This is a genomic window from Paenibacillus sp. WLX2291 (assembly GCF_046603665.1).
Classification (GTDB): domain Bacteria; phylum Bacillota; class Bacilli; order Paenibacillales; family Paenibacillaceae; genus Saccharibacillus.
This window is the reverse complement of record NZ_CP176755.1, coordinates 2,552,296-2,572,852: the sequence shown is the minus strand read 5'-3', so window position 1 is coordinate 2,572,852 and position 20,557 is coordinate 2,552,296. Positions and strand designations below refer to the sequence as shown.

General features: G+C 47.0%; 15 protein-coding genes and 1 pseudogene. 3 read left to right on the top strand and 13 right to left on the bottom strand.

Features of this window, described 5'->3' with window-relative positions; all coding sequences use genetic code 11:
* Window positions 1–30 precede the first annotated feature (30 nt).
* Genes narI through ACDE64_RS11080 form a run of 4 tightly spaced genes read right to left on the bottom strand, consistent with a single transcriptional unit; the run spans window position 31 to window position 6,516 of the window.
* On the bottom strand, window positions 31–711 hold the full coding sequence (narI, locus tag ACDE64_RS11095; RefSeq protein ID WP_411350272.1) for a respiratory nitrate reductase subunit gamma: 681 nt from the start codon (window positions 709–711) through the stop codon (window positions 31–33).
* Entirely contained in the window at window positions 704–1,309 is a 606-nt protein-coding gene (narJ, locus tag ACDE64_RS11090; protein ID WP_411350040.1) for a nitrate reductase molybdenum cofactor assembly chaperone, read from the bottom strand. The genes narI and narJ overlap by 8 nt, the downstream gene beginning before the upstream one ends.
* Complete coding sequence (gene narH, locus ACDE64_RS11085) at window positions 1,272–2,852, bottom strand: nitrate reductase subunit beta (RefSeq protein WP_411346515.1); 1,581 nt, start codon at window positions 2,850–2,852, stop codon at window positions 1,272–1,274. Before narH ends, narJ begins: the two co-directional genes overlap by 38 nt.
* Entirely contained in the window at window positions 2,842–6,516 is a 3,675-nt protein-coding gene (locus ACDE64_RS11080) for a nitrate reductase subunit alpha (protein ID WP_411350039.1), read from the bottom strand. Before ACDE64_RS11080 ends, narH begins: the two co-directional genes overlap by 11 nt.
* A gap of 469 nt (window positions 6,517–6,985) precedes the next feature.
* On the opposite strand from ACDE64_RS11080, the gene ACDE64_RS11075 reads away from it, so the two are divergent.
* A complete protein-coding gene (locus ACDE64_RS11075; protein WP_411346513.1) occupies window positions 6,986–7,432 on the top strand; it encodes a hypothetical protein in 447 nt (148 codons plus the stop codon).
* Window positions 7,433–7,782: 350 nt separating this feature from the next.
* A pseudogene (locus ACDE64_RS11070) lies at window positions 7,783–9,501 on the top strand (alpha-amylase family glycosyl hydrolase); the annotation flags it as partial.
* Between the two features lie 183 nt (window positions 9,502–9,684).
* Here the strand turns inward: ACDE64_RS11070 and ACDE64_RS11065 are convergent.
* Entirely contained in the window at window positions 9,685–10,152 is a 468-nt protein-coding gene (locus tag ACDE64_RS11065; RefSeq protein ID WP_411346512.1) for a DUF6678 family protein, read from the bottom strand.
* Window positions 10,153–10,316: 164 nt separating this feature from the next.
* Here ACDE64_RS11065 and ACDE64_RS11060 point away from each other — a divergent pair, with 164 nt between their 5' ends.
* Window positions 10,317–10,877, top strand: coding sequence for a hypothetical protein (locus ACDE64_RS11060; RefSeq protein ID WP_411346511.1), 561 nt, complete (start codon window positions 10,317–10,319; stop codon window positions 10,875–10,877).
* On the opposite strand, the gene ACDE64_RS11055 is transcribed toward ACDE64_RS11060, so the two are convergent.
* The 8 genes from ACDE64_RS11055 to ACDE64_RS11020 all read right to left on the bottom strand — a co-directional run bounded on the left by ACDE64_RS11055 (window position 10,853) and on the right by ACDE64_RS11020 (window position 20,532).
* Complete coding sequence (locus ACDE64_RS11055; RefSeq protein ID WP_411346510.1) at window positions 10,853–11,677, bottom strand: AAA family ATPase; 825 nt, start codon at window positions 11,675–11,677, stop codon at window positions 10,853–10,855. The two genes, ACDE64_RS11060 and ACDE64_RS11055, sit on opposite strands and share 25 nt — an antisense overlap.
* A 25-nt stretch (window positions 11,678–11,702) precedes the next feature.
* Window positions 11,703–12,902, bottom strand: coding sequence for a GTP-binding protein (locus tag ACDE64_RS11050; protein WP_411350038.1), 1,200 nt, complete (start codon window positions 12,900–12,902; stop codon window positions 11,703–11,705).
* 294 nt (window positions 12,903–13,196) lie between these two features.
* Entirely contained in the window at window positions 13,197–14,399 is a 1,203-nt protein-coding gene (locus tag ACDE64_RS11045) for a GTP-binding protein (protein ID WP_411350037.1), read from the bottom strand.
* Window positions 14,400–15,151: 752 nt separating this feature from the next.
* Entirely contained in the window at window positions 15,152–15,673 is a 522-nt protein-coding gene (locus ACDE64_RS11040) for an SMI1/KNR4 family protein (protein ID WP_411350036.1), read from the bottom strand.
* Window positions 15,674–16,621: 948 nt separating this feature from the next.
* On the bottom strand, window positions 16,622–18,034 hold the full coding sequence (locus ACDE64_RS11035) for a radical SAM protein (RefSeq protein ID WP_411350035.1): 1,413 nt from the start codon (window positions 18,032–18,034) through the stop codon (window positions 16,622–16,624).
* A 43-nt stretch (window positions 18,035–18,077) separates the two neighbouring features.
* The gene (locus ACDE64_RS11030; RefSeq protein ID WP_411350034.1) at window positions 18,078–18,944 is read right to left on the bottom strand and encodes a prolipoprotein diacylglyceryl transferase; all 867 of its coding nucleotides are present in this window, start codon (window positions 18,942–18,944) and stop codon (window positions 18,078–18,080) included.
* A 93-nt stretch (window positions 18,945–19,037) separates the two neighbouring features.
* On the bottom strand, window positions 19,038–19,337 hold the full coding sequence (locus ACDE64_RS11025) for a hypothetical protein (protein WP_411350033.1): 300 nt from the start codon (window positions 19,335–19,337) through the stop codon (window positions 19,038–19,040).
* A gap of 145 nt (window positions 19,338–19,482) precedes the next feature.
* Window positions 19,483–20,532: an LLM class flavin-dependent oxidoreductase gene (locus ACDE64_RS11020; protein ID WP_411350032.1), complete on the bottom strand. Its 1,050-nt coding sequence runs from the start codon at window positions 20,530–20,532 to the stop codon at window positions 19,483–19,485.
* Window positions 20,533–20,557 lie beyond the last annotated feature (25 nt).

The following is a 20,557-nucleotide window of genomic DNA, read 5'->3' as shown; positions in this document are numbered from 1 at the left end:
AAGAGGGAAAGAAGGCGTCGCCCCCTTTCCTCAGCTTGATTTATGTCTTCTATAAAGAATATAACTTCTGCCAATATAATTCAATGGAACACTCCACACATGCACGAGACGCGTAAACGGCCAGAAGGCGAAGATCGCGAAGCCAGTCAGCGCATGAATTTTGAACGATAACGGTACATCATGCATCAGCGACGCATTCGGCTGCAAGATGAACAGTCCGCGGAACCAGATCGAGATCGTCTCCCGATAATCAAAATCCGGCTGCACCGCATTGGTGAATAGCGTCGCATACATACCCATGAACACGATAAATAGCAGCAATGTATTCACAACCAGATCAGACGCGCTACTCAGACGACGCACACTGCGAATCGTGAAGCGGCGCGATGTTAGAATAAGCATACCGATCAGCGTAACAATACCGAATAGTCCACCGCCATACACCGCGCCCAGATGATACATATGCTCGCTTACGCCCATCGCAGTCATCCACGAAGCCGGAATACCAAGTCCAACTATATGCCCCATAATGACCGGAATAATCCCGATATGGAACAGCATACTACCGATCATCAGCTGTTTCTTTTCAATAAACTCACTGGATTTGGCTGTCCAGCTAAACTGATCCGTACGATAGCGGAAAATATGACCTACTACAAATATAACCATACATGCGTAAGGGAAAATCACCCATAGAAATTGCTCAATCATGTTCACTCACCGGCTCCTCCTGTGTGATGCACACCTTCAGCGTATTCCGCAATCCTTTGATCAGGTGGACATACGGGCTGCCGTACTTGTCCAGCGCCTGAAGCAGATGGTACGTACCATCTTCGAGAATTGCCATCGGCATCCGAAAATTTTCGCCTGCGGAAGGATGCCCGCGCCAGTCGGCAGCATACAGGAATTCACACATAAGCGGCAGAAAGTCTGGCAATTCCTCATCCGGCATTTCCAGACCGAACATTTCGTACAGCAGCTTTAGCTTCGCTAACATCTGTCCACGCTCGCGTGCATCTTCGAATTTGAAATAGGTCATATACAGCGCGCAATCCTTTTGAAAATCAAACGTTTCAGTGTACATTTCCTGAATCTGCTCCATACTGCGCTCGTGCATCAATTCCCAATACAGCTTCGCTTCCTCCGCGCCAGGATGATCCGGCGCAAATGACTCTTCCAGCAGAGTTGGATGGAAATCCAGCTTTTCCGGGTACATCAGCTGCCGGGCAAAAAAGTGAAACGACGGTTTATAGGCATATAGCTGCTCCAGATCAATCACGCCAGATCCCTCCATAGAAGTTTTCTTCATAAATCGTTTTGCCATCCTTGTCGCGTCCTGGGCTGAACGAATCGACAGCACTGCAACCGCTACAGCCGCCATCCATACCGCCGCCCATATTGCCCATCACATCGCCAAAGCCAGCCGAACCTTGCGCACGATACGGATTCATATGACCTTCCTTGTGCGAGGTTGGGATTACGAAACGGTCGTCATATTTGGCAATTGCCAGCAGACGGTACATTTGCTCCGTTTGACGAGCAGTTAGTCCGACGCGTTCCAGACGCTGCTCGTCGAAATGATCGCCAGTCAGCTTGGCACGCATATACGAACGCATCATTGCCATACGCTGTAATGCCTCTTTTACCGATTGGCTATCGCCAGCAGTGAGCATATTCGCCAAATATTGAATCGGCGTCCGCATCTCTTCAATCGCCGGGAAAATCAGATCGGGATTATCAATCGAATCTTTCCCTTCAAAGTAGTTCATGATCGGGCTAAGCGGCGGTACGTACCAGACCATTGGCAACGTACGGTATTCTGGGTGTAGTGGGAATGCCAGTTTATATTCGATAGCAAGTTTGTAGACCGGCGAATTCTGCGCGGCTTCGATCCAATCGGCAGTAATGCCGTCTTTTCTCGCTTGGGCAATAATCTCAGGATCGTTTGGATTCAGGAATAGTCCACACTGCGCTTCATATAGCGCTTGCTCATCCTGAATAGATGCCACTTCCTGTACACGATCTGCATCATATAACAGGACACCTAAGTAACGGATGCGACCAGTACACGTTTCTGAGCAGACGGTCGGCAGCCCGGCTTCCACACGCGGGAAGCAGAAGGTACATTTCTCAGCTTTGTTCGTCTGCCAGTTGAAGTAGACCTTTTTGTACGGGCAGCCAGTCATGCAGTAACGCCAGCCGCGGCAAGCCTCCTGATCGACGAGCACGATGCCGTCTTCGTCGCGTTTGTACATCGCACCAGATGGGCATGATGCCACGCAGCTCGGGTTGAGGCAATGTTCGCACAGACGAGGCAAGTAGACCATAAACGATTTTTCAAAGTTGAATTTGATCTCTTCTTCAATCTTCTCAATATTCGGATCAAGCGGACCGGTAATGTGGGCACCAGCCAGATCGTCCTCCCAGTTCGGTCCCCAGTTAACTTCCATTTTCTCACCAGTGACGGCAGAGTGTGGACGTGCCACCGGAGAGTGCTTTTTCTCCGGCGACTGAGTGAGGTTCTCGTAGTTGTACGTCCACGGTTCATAGTAGTCTTTCATTTCCGGCATATCCGGGTTGTAGAAAATTTTACCCAGTGCGACTTTGGACAGCTTGTTACCAGATTTCAATTCCAGTTTGCCTTTGCGCAGCTGCCAGCCGCCCCGATAAATACTTTGATCTTCCCAGCGTTTTGGATACCCGATGCCCGGTTTCGTTTCGACGTTGTTGAACCACATATATTCAGCGCCCTTGCGGTTGGTCCAGGTTGTCTTGCATGTTACGCTGCATGTATGGCAGCCGATGCATTTGTCTAGATTCATGACCATGGCGATTTGTGCTTTAATCTTCAAGCCAATTGACCTCCTTCATTTTGCGGACAGCGACGTATACGTCACGCTGATTACCGATTGGACCGTAGTAGTTAAATCCATAGCTCAGCTGTGCGTAACCGCCTACCATCTGGGTCGGTTTCATATGAATGCGAGTCGGCGCGTTGTGACTGCCGCCGCGTGTATCGGTAATTTCGGAACCTGGTACGTTGATATGCTTATCCTGAGCATGATACATAAACATCGTGCCCCGTGGCATCCGGTGACTGACGACAGCTCTAGCAGTGACTACACCGTTACGGTTATACACTTCCAGCCAGTCGTTATCGTTAATATCATTGGCAGCGGCGTCTTCATTGTTAATCCAGACGGTTGGACCGCCGCGGAACAGCGTGAGCATATGCTGATTATCCTGATAGGTGGAGTGAATATTCCATTTGCCGTGTGGTGTCAGATAACGCAGCACGAGGGAATCTTGACCGCCCTTGATCTCACGGTCACGCGGACCGAACACCATCGGCGGCAATGTCGGTTTGTACACCGGCAATGATTCGCCAAACTGTTCAAAAATTTCATGATCGATATAGAAATGCTGTCTACCGGTCAATGTACGGAACGGCACCAGACGTTCAATATTCGTTGTAAATGGTGAATATCGTCTGCCCTGCTTGTTCGAGCCACTGAATACCGGAGTCGGAATGACTTCGCGCGGCTGCGACGTAATACTCTGGAATGTAATCTTCTCAGCAGCACGATCGGCGGAGATGTCTCTCAACTGCACGCCGTGGTCTTCTTCCGCTTGCATATACGCTTTTTGCGAGACACGTCCGTTCGTTGCAGAGGATAGATGCAAAATCGTATCCGCCGCTTGGCGCGCCGTTTGTAGCTTCGGTAGTCCATTTTTGATCGTTTCGTCATAGTGGATGCCGTTAAGCAGCTTCAGTTCTTCGTATTCCTCGGCAACCGAGAAGTTGACGCCGTGCGCTCCAGCTTTACCAGTTAACAGGTTCGGACCGAGCGAGGTGAATTTATCGTAAATTTTGGTGTAATCGCGTTCGACGATGCTGAAGTTCGGCATCGTTTTGCCCGGTTTGGCTTCTACTTCGCCGCGTGTCCAGTCTTTGACCATACCCATCGGCTGCGAAATCTCACCCATGGAGTCATGACCAAGCGGTGCAGTCACAAGGTCTTTGTATACACCCGGTAAATGGGTTTTGGACATTTCCGAGAATGTCTCTGCCAAACTGCGGTAGATATCCCAGTCGGAACGCGATTCCCACAGCGGGTTGACCGCCGGATTGAACGGATGCACGAATGGATGCATATCGGTGGACGATAGATCCGTTTTCTCATACCACGTTGCTGCTGGCAGCACGATGTCTGCATACAGCGGCGTCGTTGTCATACGGAAGTCCAGTGCGACCATCAGGTCAAGCTTGCCCTCTACATCTTCGCGCCAGATAATCTCTTCCGGCTTGTCTTCTTCATTCGGACGAGCGATTAGATCATCTGATGCGCCGAGCAGATGCTTCATAAAGTACTCCTGTCCTTTGGCAGAGCTGGATATCAGATTGGAGCGCCAGATGAACAAGGAGCGTGGGAAGTTTTCCGGTGCGCCTGGATCTTCGACCGCAAATTTCGTTTCACGAGAAATCACTTCATCTACAGAGTGCTTGATAATTTCCTCGTTGGATGTTTTGCCTGCGCGTGCCGCTTCTTCGGCGAACAATAGACTATTTTTGTTAAACTGCGGGTACGATGGCAACCAGCCAAGGCGCGCCGCCAGTACGTTATAATCTGCCGGGTGACGATAATGCACATCACCGCTCGTTGGCGATTTCAGTAAATCCGTGCCGCTCTCCTCATATCTCCACTGCTCGGTTGCAAAATAGAAAAATGAAGTCGCATTTTGCAGTCGTGCCGGACCTTGCCAGTCTTTGGCGAAGGCAACCGTCGACCAACCTTCGATCGGACGGCATTTCTCCTGACCAACATAGTGCGCCCAGCCGCCGCCATTGACACCTTGCGAAGCGGTCAATACGACCAGATTCAGAATCGAACGGTAAATGGTATCGCTGTTGAACCAGTGGTTAATGCCTGCGCCCATGATAATCATCGAGCGACCGCCAGTATCAAGGGAGTTCTGTGCAAACTCACGAGCAACCTGTGTGACGACAGAAGCCTTCACACCCGTTACTTTTTCCTGCCATGCTGGTGTATAGAACGATTCTCCATCTTCGTAGTTCTTCGCATTATATGAACTGTCGATCCGTGCGACACCATATTGGCTCATCATCAGATCATAGACGGTAGCAATATAACGTTCACTGCCATCTGCCAGCGTAATTTTACGAGTCGGGATCGTGCGCGTGAATGTACCATTGCCGTTATTGTCAAAGTAAGGGAATACGATATCCAGCCATTCATGCTCCTGACTAGTTGTACTCATCGCTGGTTCGATACGCGTGCCGTCTTCGCGGTCGAGGATCAGATTCCATTTGACACCTTTTTCCCAGCGTTGACCCATTGTGCCATTTGGCACAAGCAGTTCCGCAGTAGATTCGTCATAGATAACCGGTTTCCAATCAGCATGCTCACTGTCCTGACCTAGATCGCTAGCACGCAGGAAGCGTCCGCCTTTGAGCATATCGCCATGCGGTTCGAGTAGAATCATGAACGGCATATCGGTGTATTGCTTCGCATAATTGATGAACATCGGTTCTTGACGCTGCTGGTAAAATTCATCCAGAATGACATGTGTCATCGCCTGTGCAATTGCTGCATCTGTACCCGGATGCGGTGCAAGCCAGTTGTCCGCAAATTTGACGTTTTCCGCTAGATCGGGTGCGACGGATACAATTTTGGTTCCTTTGTAGCGAACTTCAGTCATAAAGTGAGCATCCGGTGTACGTGTCAGCGGAACGTTAGAGCCCCACATCATCAGATAACCGGCGTTGTACCAATCCGACGATTCCGGTACATCCGTTTGCTCACCCCAGATTTGCGGGGAAGCGGGCGGAAGATCGGCATACCAGTCATAAAAGCTGAGCATCTGTCCGCCCAGCAGTGAGATGAAGCGGGCGCCGGATGCGTAGCTGACCATCGACATCGCCGGAATCGGTGTAAACCCTGCGATCCGGTCGGGACCATATTTGCGGATCGTATAAATGAGCTGTGCAGAGATTAGATACAGCGCATCTTCCCAGTTCACACGAACATGACCGCCTTTGCCGCGTGCCTTTTTGTACTGCTGTGCTTTGTCGGGGTCTTCTACGATACTTGCCCACGCATCGATCGGGTTGTTGTGCTGAGCTAGCGCTTCGCGCCATAATCGCAGCAGCTTCCCGCGCATATATGGATATTTGATTCGTAGCGGGCTGTATTCGTACCATGAGAATGTTGCGCCGCGTGGACAACCACGCGGTTCAAATTCTGGCATATCCGCACCACAGGATGGATAATCAATCTGCTGATTTTCCCAAGTGATGATGCCGTTTTTGACGAATACTTTCCAGCTACAAGAGCCGGTACAGTTCACGCCGTGCGTCGTGCGGACGACTTTATCATGTGACCAGCGTTGACGGTACATGTTTTCCCAGTCTCTATTTTTCTCTTCCAGCACGGACCAGTTATTGGAATAACTCTCGATCGGCTTGAAGAAATTCAATTTGTATTTTCGTTTCATGTAAATGAACACTCCTTTTCCGATGCTCGGCTATGCGAACATGGAGTTCAATGAAAAGTGGTGGTACAAATCCAATCTCTATGGGTCTTGTCTGAACAGGTTCTATATGTACAGTATGAAAGTTTTATAAGGTAGCGGACATTAGGGAATTCCCTTTTCTGGGTGGGGAATCTCCTGATATGTAGATATATGAGCTATGCCCAAGTAACTTATGGTAATTTATATATTTCATAAGAAATAAATGGTAAATTAAAAGTGATCTTCAAAGCTGATGCGCATGTGTAGAAACGATCAGACGATGCGAAGTAGCTTTAATCAGGAAGATTAGAGAGGAATGATGTGAGCGTTATCAAAAATGATCGAAAAAGCGATTGCTTATAATCCTGATAATTTCAGTCACTGCTGTTCCCTTTTTTCATCTTGACCGTTATATGATTTCATACTCTAGTACGACAAAGGAGAACGTAACATGAGAATCAGACCGGTTTCAACGATGATGCTGTTGGTTGCTATGTTGTTCACAATCTCGCTTGCTCCTGCGCAAACGTATGCTGCCGATGAACCTGATCCCGATATGCAGGTGATGCTGTTTGGCGAATTTGAAGATGATTTTGTACTGGATCATTCGGAGCCGTATTACAGTCCAGTACTGGCTTCGACCGGGTATGTATTCGTTTGGCTAGACATTGTGCTCAATGCTGGCGAAAGCCTGACGTTCACGTATGAATGGTATAACGAAGCTAATAACAGTTGGGATGTGGTCAATACGACTGTGATCAGCGGACCGAAAACGTATTACAATTTCACCCTCAATGACCCTTATTATGAGCAGCTTGGCGTGTACCGAATCGGCATCACAACTACCGCACCTACCCCTGCATCTGCTCATATTTACGGCGAATATATGGCTTGGTAAATAACGCCATTCTTGAAGGGAGACTGTTGCCTGTGAGCACGCTGACATAACACTTTACAGTCTCCCTTTCCTGCCCTCCATCCCATGACTAACCCCTGCCACAGTATCCAAATTATTATATTCACTGCTTCTTCCATTTTTGTAAGCGTTATCTTATAATCAGTTGCGTAAACGTTTGCACAAAAGATTGACCACACTACAAAGGCGGCACAAACCGTCTCATGGGAGGATTGATTGTGTTGATTTCTGCTCAATCGCAATTCAGAAAATGGCTTTCCGTTTCGCTTGCCTTGCTGGTGCTGCTCGCTGTTATGGTGGGCGGTTTCGGTCCGATTACGCATGCCGCAGACAATTCGGTGACCGTCTATTACAAAAAAGGCTTCACCACTCCGTACATACATTATCGTCAGGCGGACGGGAATTGGACGACTGCACCGGGTGTCAAAATGGCAGATGCTGAAGTAAGCGGCTATACGAAGACAACGATCAATATCGGTTCGTATACGCAGCTCGAAGCTGTCTTCAATAACGGCAGCGGCACATGGGATAACAACAACTCCAAAAATTATTTCTTCAACACTGGCACATCCACCTTCACGCCGGGCAGCAACGGTGCAGTCGGCACGATTACATCAGGTGCACCGTCCGGCTCTACCACCCCAACCGATCCAACAACTCCGCCGAGTGACAACTTCGGACCAGTCGATTGGAGCAAGCGTAGTATCTACTTCATCATGACCGACCGTTTTAACAACGGCGATACAAGCAACGATAACTACGGCGGCTTCAACTCCAACAAAAGCAATCCGGGTCAATGGCACGGTGGCGACTTCCAAGGTATTATCAACAAACTCGATTACATCAAAAATATGGGCTTCACTGCGATCTGGATCACACCAGTAACGATGCAAAAAAGTGTGACCGCTTACCACGGCTATCATACGTACGACTTCTATTCTGTTGACGGTCATCTGGGCAATATGGCAAAATTCCAGGAACTCGTCAAAACCGCACATACCAAAAACATCGCCGTCATGCTCGACGTTGTCGTTAACCACACCGGTGACTTCCGTCCGAACAACGGCACTGCCAAAGCACCATTCGACAATGCCGACTGGTATCACAACGCTGGCGACATTACGCAAAATGACTACAATACAAACAACCAATCCCGTATCGAGAATGGCGATGTTGCCAGTCTTGACGATCTCAAGCAAGAAAACACCGCAGTCGCTACCGAATTGAAAAATTGGGGCAAATGGATCATCCAGCAATCCGGCGTTGACGGTCTGCGCGTGGATACCGCGAAGCACGTACCCAAATGGTTCCTAAAAGACTTCGACACTGCCGTCAACACCTTCACGATCGGTGAAGTGTATAATGGCGATCCAGCCTATGTTGGTGATTACACCAACTATCTCGATGCTGCGCTTGATTTCCCAATGTACTACACGATCCGCGATGTATTTGCCAAAGACGGTTCGATGAATCTGATCAAGGATCGCTATGCACAGGATTCCCGCTACAAAAATGTTAATCTGAACGGCACCTTTATCGATAATCACGATGTCAAACGCTTCTTGAACGAAGCATCTGGCAAACCAGGAGCCACCTATGACAAATGGCCTCAACTGAAAGCTGCACTCGGCTTCCTGCTCACTTCGCGCGGTATTCCGATTGTGTATCAAGGCACGGAACAAGGCTTCAGCGGCGGTGATGATCCGGCGAACCGCGAAGATATGACGTTTGATACGAGCAATGATCTGTACAAATATATTGCCAAACTGAACGCCGTACGCAATGTCCATCCAGCACTGCAAAACGGTACGCAAAAGGAAAAATGGTCAGATAATACGGTGTACGGCTTCCAGCGTTCCAGCGGTTCAGATGATGTCGTTGTGCTCATTAACAACTCATGGAACAGCGAAACGCGCACCATCCCGAATCTGGATAACTTCGGCAATGGTACAGCGCTGAAAAACCAACTCGGTACGGATTCCGTCACAGTGAACAGCGGCTCCATCACGGTGACGCTTGCACCAAAAGAAGTGAAAATCCTAACCAAGTAATTCCTTTGCTATTGCAAAAGCCTGTTTGCATACTGATGCGCAAACAGGCTTTTGTTATGATGTATATAAGCTCATCCTATGTCCATACGTATAAGAGTGTTATCTAGTACTTGCAAAGCTACTAGTTAATACTTGTAAATGCTACTATTTGCGATCTTATCAGACTGCGACCATATCAGAAATTCACGTCCGTAACTGTGCAAACTCTGTTGCGGTGGCATATCCGTAGATCCAGTAATCATGTTGCCTACATAGATAAGGAATGTTGCACTCATGCAGCAAAGCTACAAACGGCGCTTCTATATCGATACATTCATCCTCCACCAATTGACCACGATACTCCAATCGCCTTGGCTTGACACGAACCCATTCCACATTAAAGGATGGGTGCTGCCAATTACAAAATTGGGCGTCATCTGACAAATCACCTAGAATCGCTGTCCAATCACCGTTGTAATTCACGTCCTGTTCAAATGCGGTAGGATGCGGCTCGGCAGACAGAACATACTTCACTTGAAATGCTGGTGGAAACGGTAATTGGTGATATACGCCAAATTTTAATTTTTCCCAGCGTGTATCGTTCATAATAGACGTTAGACCACGACGCTCCACTTCCTGCCTGACTTTATGTTTATACGTTATGTAATCCATGGATGGTTTCCTTTCTTAGTATACGTATCTTGGTATACCTAGCTACTACTGTGCTAGAATTTGGAATAGGCGTTTTGTGCAGCTATATGTTTACGTCTGCATCAACTCCATCTCAACCATCTTATACCAATCATCGCTGTCAGAGCAAAAGAAAGGACCATACCATGTATACTACAGACCAAAATTCTAATGAAATGCCCGATACGTCCGGGATCAGCTATCGCGAATCCACCCTTCAGCTCGCTCACGATCTTATACAATTGTATACGAAAATGTCTTACGGGCTATGTACGACTCTTGCGTCTTCACACCACTTGCAATCGTTTACCGAATCCACGCAATCAATGCCAAATAGCACTTCCTTCGAAGCGCTATTCGATCAGATCTATGAGCAGGATGTCGACACCGATCCGGCTATCGTTTACGAACATGAAGACTGGTATATTCATCTGCACGGTGAGCATTGTCTATTCACGAGTGACACGGGCATCGCAGTTGAAGTATTCATCTATGACTATTCGCAAATCGACGTTGCTTTCTTCCGTCATTTTCTGCATCAACTCGCCAAGGCTACAGCCAACACCAATAGCGAGTCAGCACAGGTGCTGATTCAGGCCATTGCGCCAGCGGATTTTCAATCTGTGCTCGCTCTGTTGGAGTTCATGGTTACCAAGGAGTTATTATATCAACAAGCTCCTGTTTATTTCAGCTTGACTAGCAGATGATACGGACGGTACTCATGCAGTGACATCTCGATCAGTAGCTGCGACATCGGAATATCGTCGATAATCGCTTTGCGTTTCGCTTTTAAAATAATCTGTTCGATATCAGCATAACTACAGCCGTCCATCCATTCCGCTGCCCAATGCTCCAATCCTTGCTCTCGTGGGAACTCTCCACATAATCGAGTAATATAATCCAGCCGCAGCTCTGCCGCTGGATTGCCATATACCATCTTCGTATCAAACCGCCGCCAGATTGCATTGTCCAGCTCCGTTTCTAGATTGGTTGCTGCGATGAAAATACAATGCTCGGGAAACTCGTCCAGACATTGTAGCAACGTATTCACAACACGCGCCATTTCCTTGACTTCATCGTTATTGTCCCGCGTACGTGCCACCGCATCAAATTCATCCATAAATAGTACGCACGGTTCCTGTCTGGCATACTCGAAGATTTTGCGCACATTGCTACCAGTTTCGCCTAGATGCGCATGAATTAGCGCATCCAATCGAACCGTTACGAGCGGCAATTCCAGTTCATGCGCCAGATGAAACGCAGTCAGCGTTTTCCCCGTTCCCGGTGGACCGAACATCATCACTTTGTTCGGAACAGGTACATCGTGTAAAGCGAATGTATCTTTGAGATTGACGATCTTGAGGAACTCCTCGGTGATGACGCGATTTTCCGGGGATAGTACGATATGACGCGCACGATGCCCGCACTCTTTTACACTATAGACCGAAGCCATCTCGATGCCTTTTGTCAGTGGCATTTTGCCATAGTTACGGCGATTTTTACTCATTAGAATGTATCCTTTCTGTATGGATTCAACCAAACGACGGCAGCGGATCGTACAGATCGCGCCAGTTGCCGTTCATTTCTTCTGGTGTCAGTAATGCCTGGTCCAGACTGCGTTCGATTGCTTCACGATTCATATCAATCCCGATAAAGACCAGCTTGGTTACTCGATCGCCCCACTGCTCATCCCAATCTGGTGTTCTCGGTATTTCCCCGCCAAAATGGTAATCCAGTTCTTCCTGACTCAGCGCCGCCACCCATAATCCTGCTGGCGATAGCTGCTTGGATGTTCCAGCATGGCTAAAGGAGATCGCCATATTGTTGCGTGTCGCCAGCCACATCAATCCTTTGGAACGGACGATATCAGACGGATACTGGGTCACCCATTTCATGAGTCGCTCAGGATGAAAAGGAATCTTACGCCGATATACGAAGGAACTGATTCCGTATTCTTCAGTCTCTGGTGTATGTTCTTCCTTGAGCAGTTCTTGAATCCAGCCTGCTGATTGGCTTGCTTTGTCAAAATCGAACAGCCCGGTATTCAAAATATCCGTTGGACGCACATTGCCCTGTACCGAGTGAATGATCCGTGCTTCCGGTTGTAGTGCACGCAGCGCTTGTTCCAATCGCTTCAATTCATCCTCATTTACCAGATCGACCTTATTGATAATCAACACATCGCAAAATTCTACCTGATCGGTCAGCAAATGCACTACGCCGCGCGTATCATCATCACCAGCTGCTTGTCCGCGCTGCATCAGACTTTCGCGGGAATAGTAATCTTTCCAGAATTGCGGTGCATCGACGACCGTGACCATCGTATCGAGTCGGGTCAGGCGGCTCAGATCAATTCCATTGTCCTCATCGACATATGTGAAGGTCTGCGCAACTGGAACTGGCTCGCCAATACCCGTCGATTCGATCAGAATATAGTCAAACTTGCCTTCCTTAGCGAGCTTCTCCACTTCAACCAGCAGATCCTCACGCAGTGTGCAGCAGATGCAGCCATTGGACATTTCCACCAGCTTCTCATCTGTACGCGACAACCCGCCACCATCGCGAATCAGATCCGCGTCAATATTGACTTCACCCAGATCATTAACGATCACCGCAACACGCAGACCTTCGCGGTTATTCAGTACATGGTTCATGATGGTCGTTTTGCCTGCTCCGAGATACCCGCTAAGTACAGTCACCGGAATACGTGTATCCTGCTCTACCATAGTCATAGTTATGCACCATCCTTTGTTGGTTGATTGGCTTGTATCTAAGTAATAGTAATACCCTGAATCCCCACCAAATGCGTAATCATTACGATTTGAAAATAATAAATACCCATTAAAAATTAACAATACAGTATTACGATGTTGCACGTATTTACTTTATTAAGAGCTTACAAAACTATACTAAACATTGATCCAGTATCCCTTATATCGTTTATAGATGATCTCGATATACAGGTGTGTCTAAGTACAAGATGCACATCTACACGCACAGGGCTTACAATCCTGTGGTGGTTACTCCTATTGCACCTGCACCGGCCATGGCAACGGATTAACAAATTTATTCCAATCCTGCTGCATTTCCTGTTCATCTAACAAGCATTCGTCTAGCTCTGATTCTAACTGCTGACGATCCATGCCAATGCCGATCATCACCATTTCTGTCAGTCGATCGCCCCAGCGTTCATCCCAGCGTGCACATACATCGTCTTCTTCTTGTAAAATAACATGCTGCTCGTCTTCCGGTAGCGCCGCCACCCAATGTCCAGCGGGTCCGAATTGAATCGAAGGCCCTGCCTGACTCAGACTTGCCGCCATATCGCCTTCTGTTGCTACCCATACAAGACCTTTGGCACGAACAACTTCTTCCGGCCAATAACTCATAAACTCTGCCAGTCGTTCTGGGTGAAACGGCGCACGTCGACGATATACAAACGAGCTAATTCCATATTCCTCTGTTTCCGGCGTATGCTCGTCCAGCTCCAATTCACGTATCCAGCTCGACGACTGACTTGTCCGTTCAAAATCAAACAATCCCGTATTCAAAATCCGCGCTGGATCAATCTCTCCATTCACTGTACGAATAATCTGAGCATGTGGCTGTAACTGACGAATAACGCTCTCCAGCTTATCCAACTCTGCGGGTTCCATGAGGTCGCATTTGTTCAGCAAAAGTACATCGCATGTCTCAATCTGATCGATCAGCAGATCGACCACATCACGCGTATCCTCCTGACCTGTCGCCTGTCCGCGCTGCAATAACGTTTCGCCAGATTGATAATCATGCCAGAACCGATGAGCATCGACCACTGTAACCATACAATCCAGTTGCGCCAATTGACTCAGATCAATACCAGACTCTTCATCTGCATACGTAAACGTCTGCGCCACCGGTACTGGTTCACTAATGCCTGTCGATTCGATCAGAATATAATCAAACCGACCTTCCTGCGTCAGTCTCTCTACCTCCTGCAACAGATCGTCACGCAAGGTGCAGCAAATACAGCCGTTCGACATTTCAACCAGCTTTTCCTCCGTTCGTGACAAACCACCCTGCTCACGCACCAATGCAGCATCAATATTGATCTCGCTCATATCGTTTACAATTACGGCTACCTTCAGACCTTGACGATTGTTGAGCACATGATTCAATACTGTCGTCTTGCCCGCTCCCAAATAGCCACTCAATACCGTCACCGGCAATGGTTTCTGTTTTCCAGTCATGTTTGATTCTCCCCGTTCCTCATCGTTATCTATGCAGTGCTGCATCATTCCGGACCGCAGCATCCTGCAATATATTAAATAGTAATAATTACGATTAACATGTAACAATATATGCCTGTTTGAAATGTTTGTCAACTACACAATTCATTTCGAACAGGCATATATCATGTGATCTTTCTTTATAGAGACGCTATTATGGACGATAATGGAACGTATATTCAATATAGAACTCTAGCTCATATGCTATCTTCTTATTATTTGCTATACTGCTGGTTCAAGTCGCAGATCAACTTCCGCAAATGAATCCGCAATTGCTCCATAACTTCCATGTCCAAATGAATATTGGGATACGACGATAGATCATAATATTGCAAGAAACGATATCTCTTCCATCGATCAAAAAATGAATCTGCTAACCATACTTCCCTTTTGTATCGAAACATGGCATCTTTCCATTTAGAATTTGTATGGCAATTTGTATAGCAATGTGAACTTAGTCCATACAGATTCGACGTATACTGATCCCACTCCAGCTTCAGATCTTTTCGATGTTGTTCCCGGCGAAAATGATCTGTAAAATCACTGCATAGTTCTTTCCATTCTTCATATAGCATCATATAATCGATCTGCTCATCATATCGTGTTATGATATCCCGAATCTTGTTACATTGTTCTTCTATTATACGGATCACCTGGCGATTAAGCCTGTAACACTCTAAATTTAAATGACGATATCACTACTTACCTACCATCTAATCTTCCTCTTGCAAGCACAACTCTATAAATTGAAAGATGTCGACGGCTTCGACTGTACGATTTTCCCAATCATGCCAGAAATATAAGACCTGTCCATGTACACCATCATCAGCCGGGTCGGTATCGATACACACGTAATCGCCCGCCCCATTCGTTGCCAACGGAATCCAGCGCCGATTCCATAGAAATGGTTTTACACCTTTACCTGCTTCTGGCTCCCATCCATCTGGATCAAACTCCTCCTGCAAAAACTGCCACGTCTCCATCATCTGCTCTACTGACAAAAAAGTCAGATTCCGCAGCAATACCTGCACTTCCATCGTCTCTTCCTGACCATCATGAACACTATACAATTGCTTCATCGGCTCCGGCAAAGTAACACCAAGCTTCTGTTCCAATTGAATAAACTGCTCAGACGTCGCCCCATCTATCAGGTTTAGTTGATCAACTGTACATGAATTTAGATTCATTGCGTGTTGTTGGATCGCTTGCCATAGCTGACTAGCTGCTGCATTCATATGTAGTATACCTCCTTGTGATAACGTCGGACGATAAGTAATAAGCATACCAGCAAAAATACCTTTTGACAGTAGACTTGGATGGTTTTACAATTTCTTTTTTTCGGATTTAGGTTTTATTATTGTGAATTTTTCATATGTTGAAATATTTATTTTAGTGGCATAAGTAATTGTATTTCGAAAACTGGGAATTTTAAAGAATCATTTTTTTATTTTCCTCGCTCATCCGTTCTCGGTTCCTATTTCGCTTTTTATTTAAGCTTGCTTGATTGCTTGTTTGTTCCTTTCTTTGTCCCATAGTTAATTGAATTACCGCTTCGTTGACGCTTTTTTTCCAAGATATTCTTTAGTCAGATTTGAATGATTATTGTTCATTTTGAAAATAGAATGTTGAGAATACTATTTCTGCTCTATCTTCGCTCCCACACATTTCAATATTTTATGAATACAAGTCAATATTTCTTTTAAGTAAGTTGATCTTCTCTTTCTCGTTGGGTAGTTGCTCAGTTACAATGGTTTATTAGAGATTGCACTCCACATCAAAATTAACCTTCTATTGTTCTATCACTTTAAATTCAATATGAGATCATTTTTGTGAATTTTTCATATGTTGATTTTTTAATTCTCGTCTTCTCGTCTTCTCGTCTTCTCGTCTTCTCGTCTTCTCGTCTTCTCGTCTTCTCGTCTTCTCGTCTTCTCGTCTTCTCGTCTTCTCGTCTTCTCGTCTTCTCGTCTCAAATATTCGCTTTTGTATGATTTTGAATCACATTGTCCTAGTATCTTATATAAAATGTTCTATGCAACATAAATCAGCCCCAGCACACCTTTATAACAAAAGGCGTACCGGAGCTGCATACTCCACCATCTATACTTCCACACACTTATTTTGCAATATAACTTCTGCTAGGTTGCAATATCATATGCTTGCTACGCTACAATCTCACGTCGTTAATCCCAAGCTGTAACGATCTCCCGCTTGCGCTCCTCCAGCAGCTTTTCCTTGTCATCCCGATAAAACATATTGTACGTATCAAATGGAATGATCCGTCCATCCGGATGAGCGATATGCACGCACGATTTTTTCACAGAGCGCACATCAAAATTATACGCATCCAAAAACTGCATAATGATCACGCGGAATACATTATCATATACGATCTGCTCTGGCACGGCGGCAAGCGGTAGACAGCAGAGTAGATTTTTGAGCGATAGTGCCGAGGATACTGGCGAATGACCGGTCGATAGCAATTCGAACAGCTTGCCACGAATGGCAGGTTCATTTTCAAACACAATCGTATTGCTATCGCCTTCCAGCAGGATTTCTGGATCAATCATGCGCGTCAGCGGCAGTACATCACCATTCAGCTTGAGCGCATAGCCCATCGCCAGACAATCAGGATGACATGGTACTGGCAAAATATCATCCGCATTAAATACCCCAGACTGATCAACAATCATCTGCCGTACTTCGCTGACTGTCAATCGGTCAGTAGCGGGATCATATCCTTGTAGACGTCCTGCCGCTTGAATCGGTTGAATTGTCACCCCGCGAACTGCCTGCTGCTCCAATCCGTATTGAATAATTTTGCCTACTTCATGATCGTTCAGATCTTTTTTCAATGTCACGACCAGTGTAGTCGATAGATTGAATTCATTCAGATGCGCAATTGCCTGCTCGCGAATACTACGCAAATCGGCTCCCCGCAGCTCCTTCAGTACATCCGCTTCAAAGCTATCAAACTGCAAATAGATCTCGAATCCCGGCATATACTCTGCTAAACGCGCTACAAATTCACGTTCACGCGCGATGCGAATGCCATTTGTATTGACCATAATATGCTTAATCGGACGTGCCTTACACATGTCCAGAATGTCAAAAAAATGCGGATGCAATGTTGGTTCGCCACCACTGATCTGCACAATGTCCGGCTCACCTTCATTTTCCACAATCCGATCCAGCATGAATTCAATCTGCTCCAACGTACGATAGGATGTGCGATGTGGCGACGATTCGGCAAAACAGATTGGACATTGCAAATTGCAATGATCAGTAATTTCAAGCAGTGTCAGACAGCTATGCTGCTCATGATCCGGGCACAATCCACAGTCATACGGACAGCCATATTTGATTGGTGTGTTCCAGACGAGCGGCATCTCAGAAGGCTTGATAAACTCGCGAGTTCGATGATAATACGCAACATCTGTTGATATCAATACCTTTTCCGGTCCATGCACCAGACAGCGCTTGAACATATACATTCTACCGTTCTCTTCTACAATCTTCGCCTCTACCTTGCGATAACAGGTGGAGCAGATACTATTGGTCAGTTCGTGATACAGATACGGACGATTTTTGGGCATGATGTAGTCCTCCTTGATCTTAGTCGAACGTGATATACGTTGCTTATTTCAAAGCCCCGGATGCTGCCGGAGAACGGCGAATCAGACGCCCGCCTTTGCCCCTGCCGCTTAATAACCAACCGTAATACAGGATTCCAGCAATGCAAGCCAATTGAATATTGTTCAATCCTCCGTACAGATGCGGTGTCGGCTTGATGAATTCAATCAATAGACGAAACAGCAAGTACGAAGCCATAAACCATTGAAACAGTCGACCAGATTGGTAATTGCCGGCACTTGAACTGGAATGAGCATCTCCAGCCGGATGCGCCATAGTTGAACAATGTTCATTCATCGCTGAGAGTGGTAAATAGCGGCTGCGCTTGTATTGCGGATATAATATCACCGCTAACAGCAATAGAAATACAATCTCATACAGCTGCGTCGGATGTCGCATAATTTCATCGCCAAAATCGACTCCGGTTATCCACGTTGTTGCCACACCATATGTACGATCTTCTAGCCCGGTCAAAAAGCAGCCAATGCGTCCAATTGCCATACCAATAATAAGCGGATAGGCAAAATCGTCACCAGTCGAGCTGTTCCATCCTGCCCAGTGCTTGGCAAGCTCAACGCCGATTAATCCACCGAGCAGACCGCCGACAATCGTCTTGCCTCCCCATAGCAGATGTCCCTGACTCAATTGTGCCCATGTGGCTGACGGGTCTTCGAACCAGAATAACAATCGGGAACCAAGCGCCGCACCGAGAATCGTTCCCGCTAGAATCTGCAAGCTAACCAGCTTGGGCATGCCACTCGGACGACGCGTCCACAAATAGATCCGAAATCCGATAAAATAAGACAGTGTCTCAAACAACACATGCGGGTGAATCCGCAACGAACCGAGATGAATATACACCGGAAACTCCATCGCACTCCTCCTGCTCCCTAGAAACGTTACAAATTGTACAAATCCTTCTACTGCTACAACTTTGATCCCCATCCCAACCGAAGCCAAACGAACTTAATAACTAAAAATCATCGCTCCACAAATCGCCAGCAACAATAGCGTAAGACCACCCAGAACAGCGAGTAATGCAACCACTATCTGCCAGACGACTTGCCTGCGACTTGTTGCTGGCGCTTGAGAACGTTGTAGCGTTGGTGGATGGGTAGGGGCAGCACTATGAACAGCCGCATGATCATTGTTGCGACACCCATCTGTATTGGCATCATAACATTCCGCACACAGTGGCTTGCCGCACTGGGAGCATTGATGGAGCGCATCTCGATCCGGGTGATTCATACAATGAAATTCATTCATGCGTTCACCTCACTTCTTAATATGTATACAAATCTGGAACTTCCATCCTTTCTAAACAAGATATTCGCTGAATAGGAATATTCCCCTTCTTATATCGGCAAAAAAGTTGACGGCAATACGATTCTGTCTCATAACAAAAAGCAGCTCAAATGAGCTGCTTGCTTTGCCATATTGTAGAAGGAATCTCACGACGCAATACCGGTGCAACTTCAGTAGCGAAGCGTTCCAACTGTTCATGCTGTTCCGATTCGGTCAGACCGTCCACACTCAAACCGAGCACCTGATGACCAAAAGCTCGGTAATAATGTAGAATCTTCTCAATCACCTGCTCCGGACTGCCGACCAGAGCAGGGCCATTAGCGATATTATCTTCCAATCCGTTGAACGGACTGTTGTTATGCTTGGCGGCATCCGTTCCTTGGAATGAATCGTAATACGGGCGATAACGGCGAACCGCTTCTTCGGACGTATCTGCCAAATACAGCGCCCCAGCGCCCGCACCAACTACCGCTTGAGACGGATCATGTCCATAATGTGCTAAACGTTCGCGATAATGATCAATCAGATCGCGATATTTATCCAGCCGGTGAAACGTATTGGACGAAAAGATCGGCTCCCCATAGCGCGCTGCCAGCTCAGTCGAGCGTGTGCTGGACGCGCTACCATGCCAGATCGGAATCTGGCGCTGATATGGACGTGGTTGACTGGTGAAATCATGCAGTGCCGGACGATACCGACCGCTCCATGTCACCTTCTCCTCTCGCCACAAGCGGCGCAGCAATTCATAGCGCTCCTCCATCGAATCCCATTGCTCTTCTTCCTGCAAACCGAATAACGGATAATGGCGCGGATCATTGCCTTTGCCAATAATCAGCTCCAATCGTCCACCTGATAGATGATCAAGCGTCGCATAATCCTCCGCTACCCGGACCGGATCAAGCACACTTAACACAGTCACAGTCGTTAACAGACGAATGCGTGATGTACGCGCAGCGATGGCAGTGAGTACAATTGCTGGCGAAGACGACAAAAACGGTTCGCCATGACGCTCCCCAATTCCATACGCGTCATAACCAAGCTCCTCCGCCAATTCTGCTTGCCGCAATACATTGTTAAACTTCTGCTGATCGGTTAACTGCTCGCCGGTCAGGGCATGTGGGATATTGGACATCAGGCTAAACAATGCAAATTTCATCGTATTCCTCCCTGTAGGCTGCATA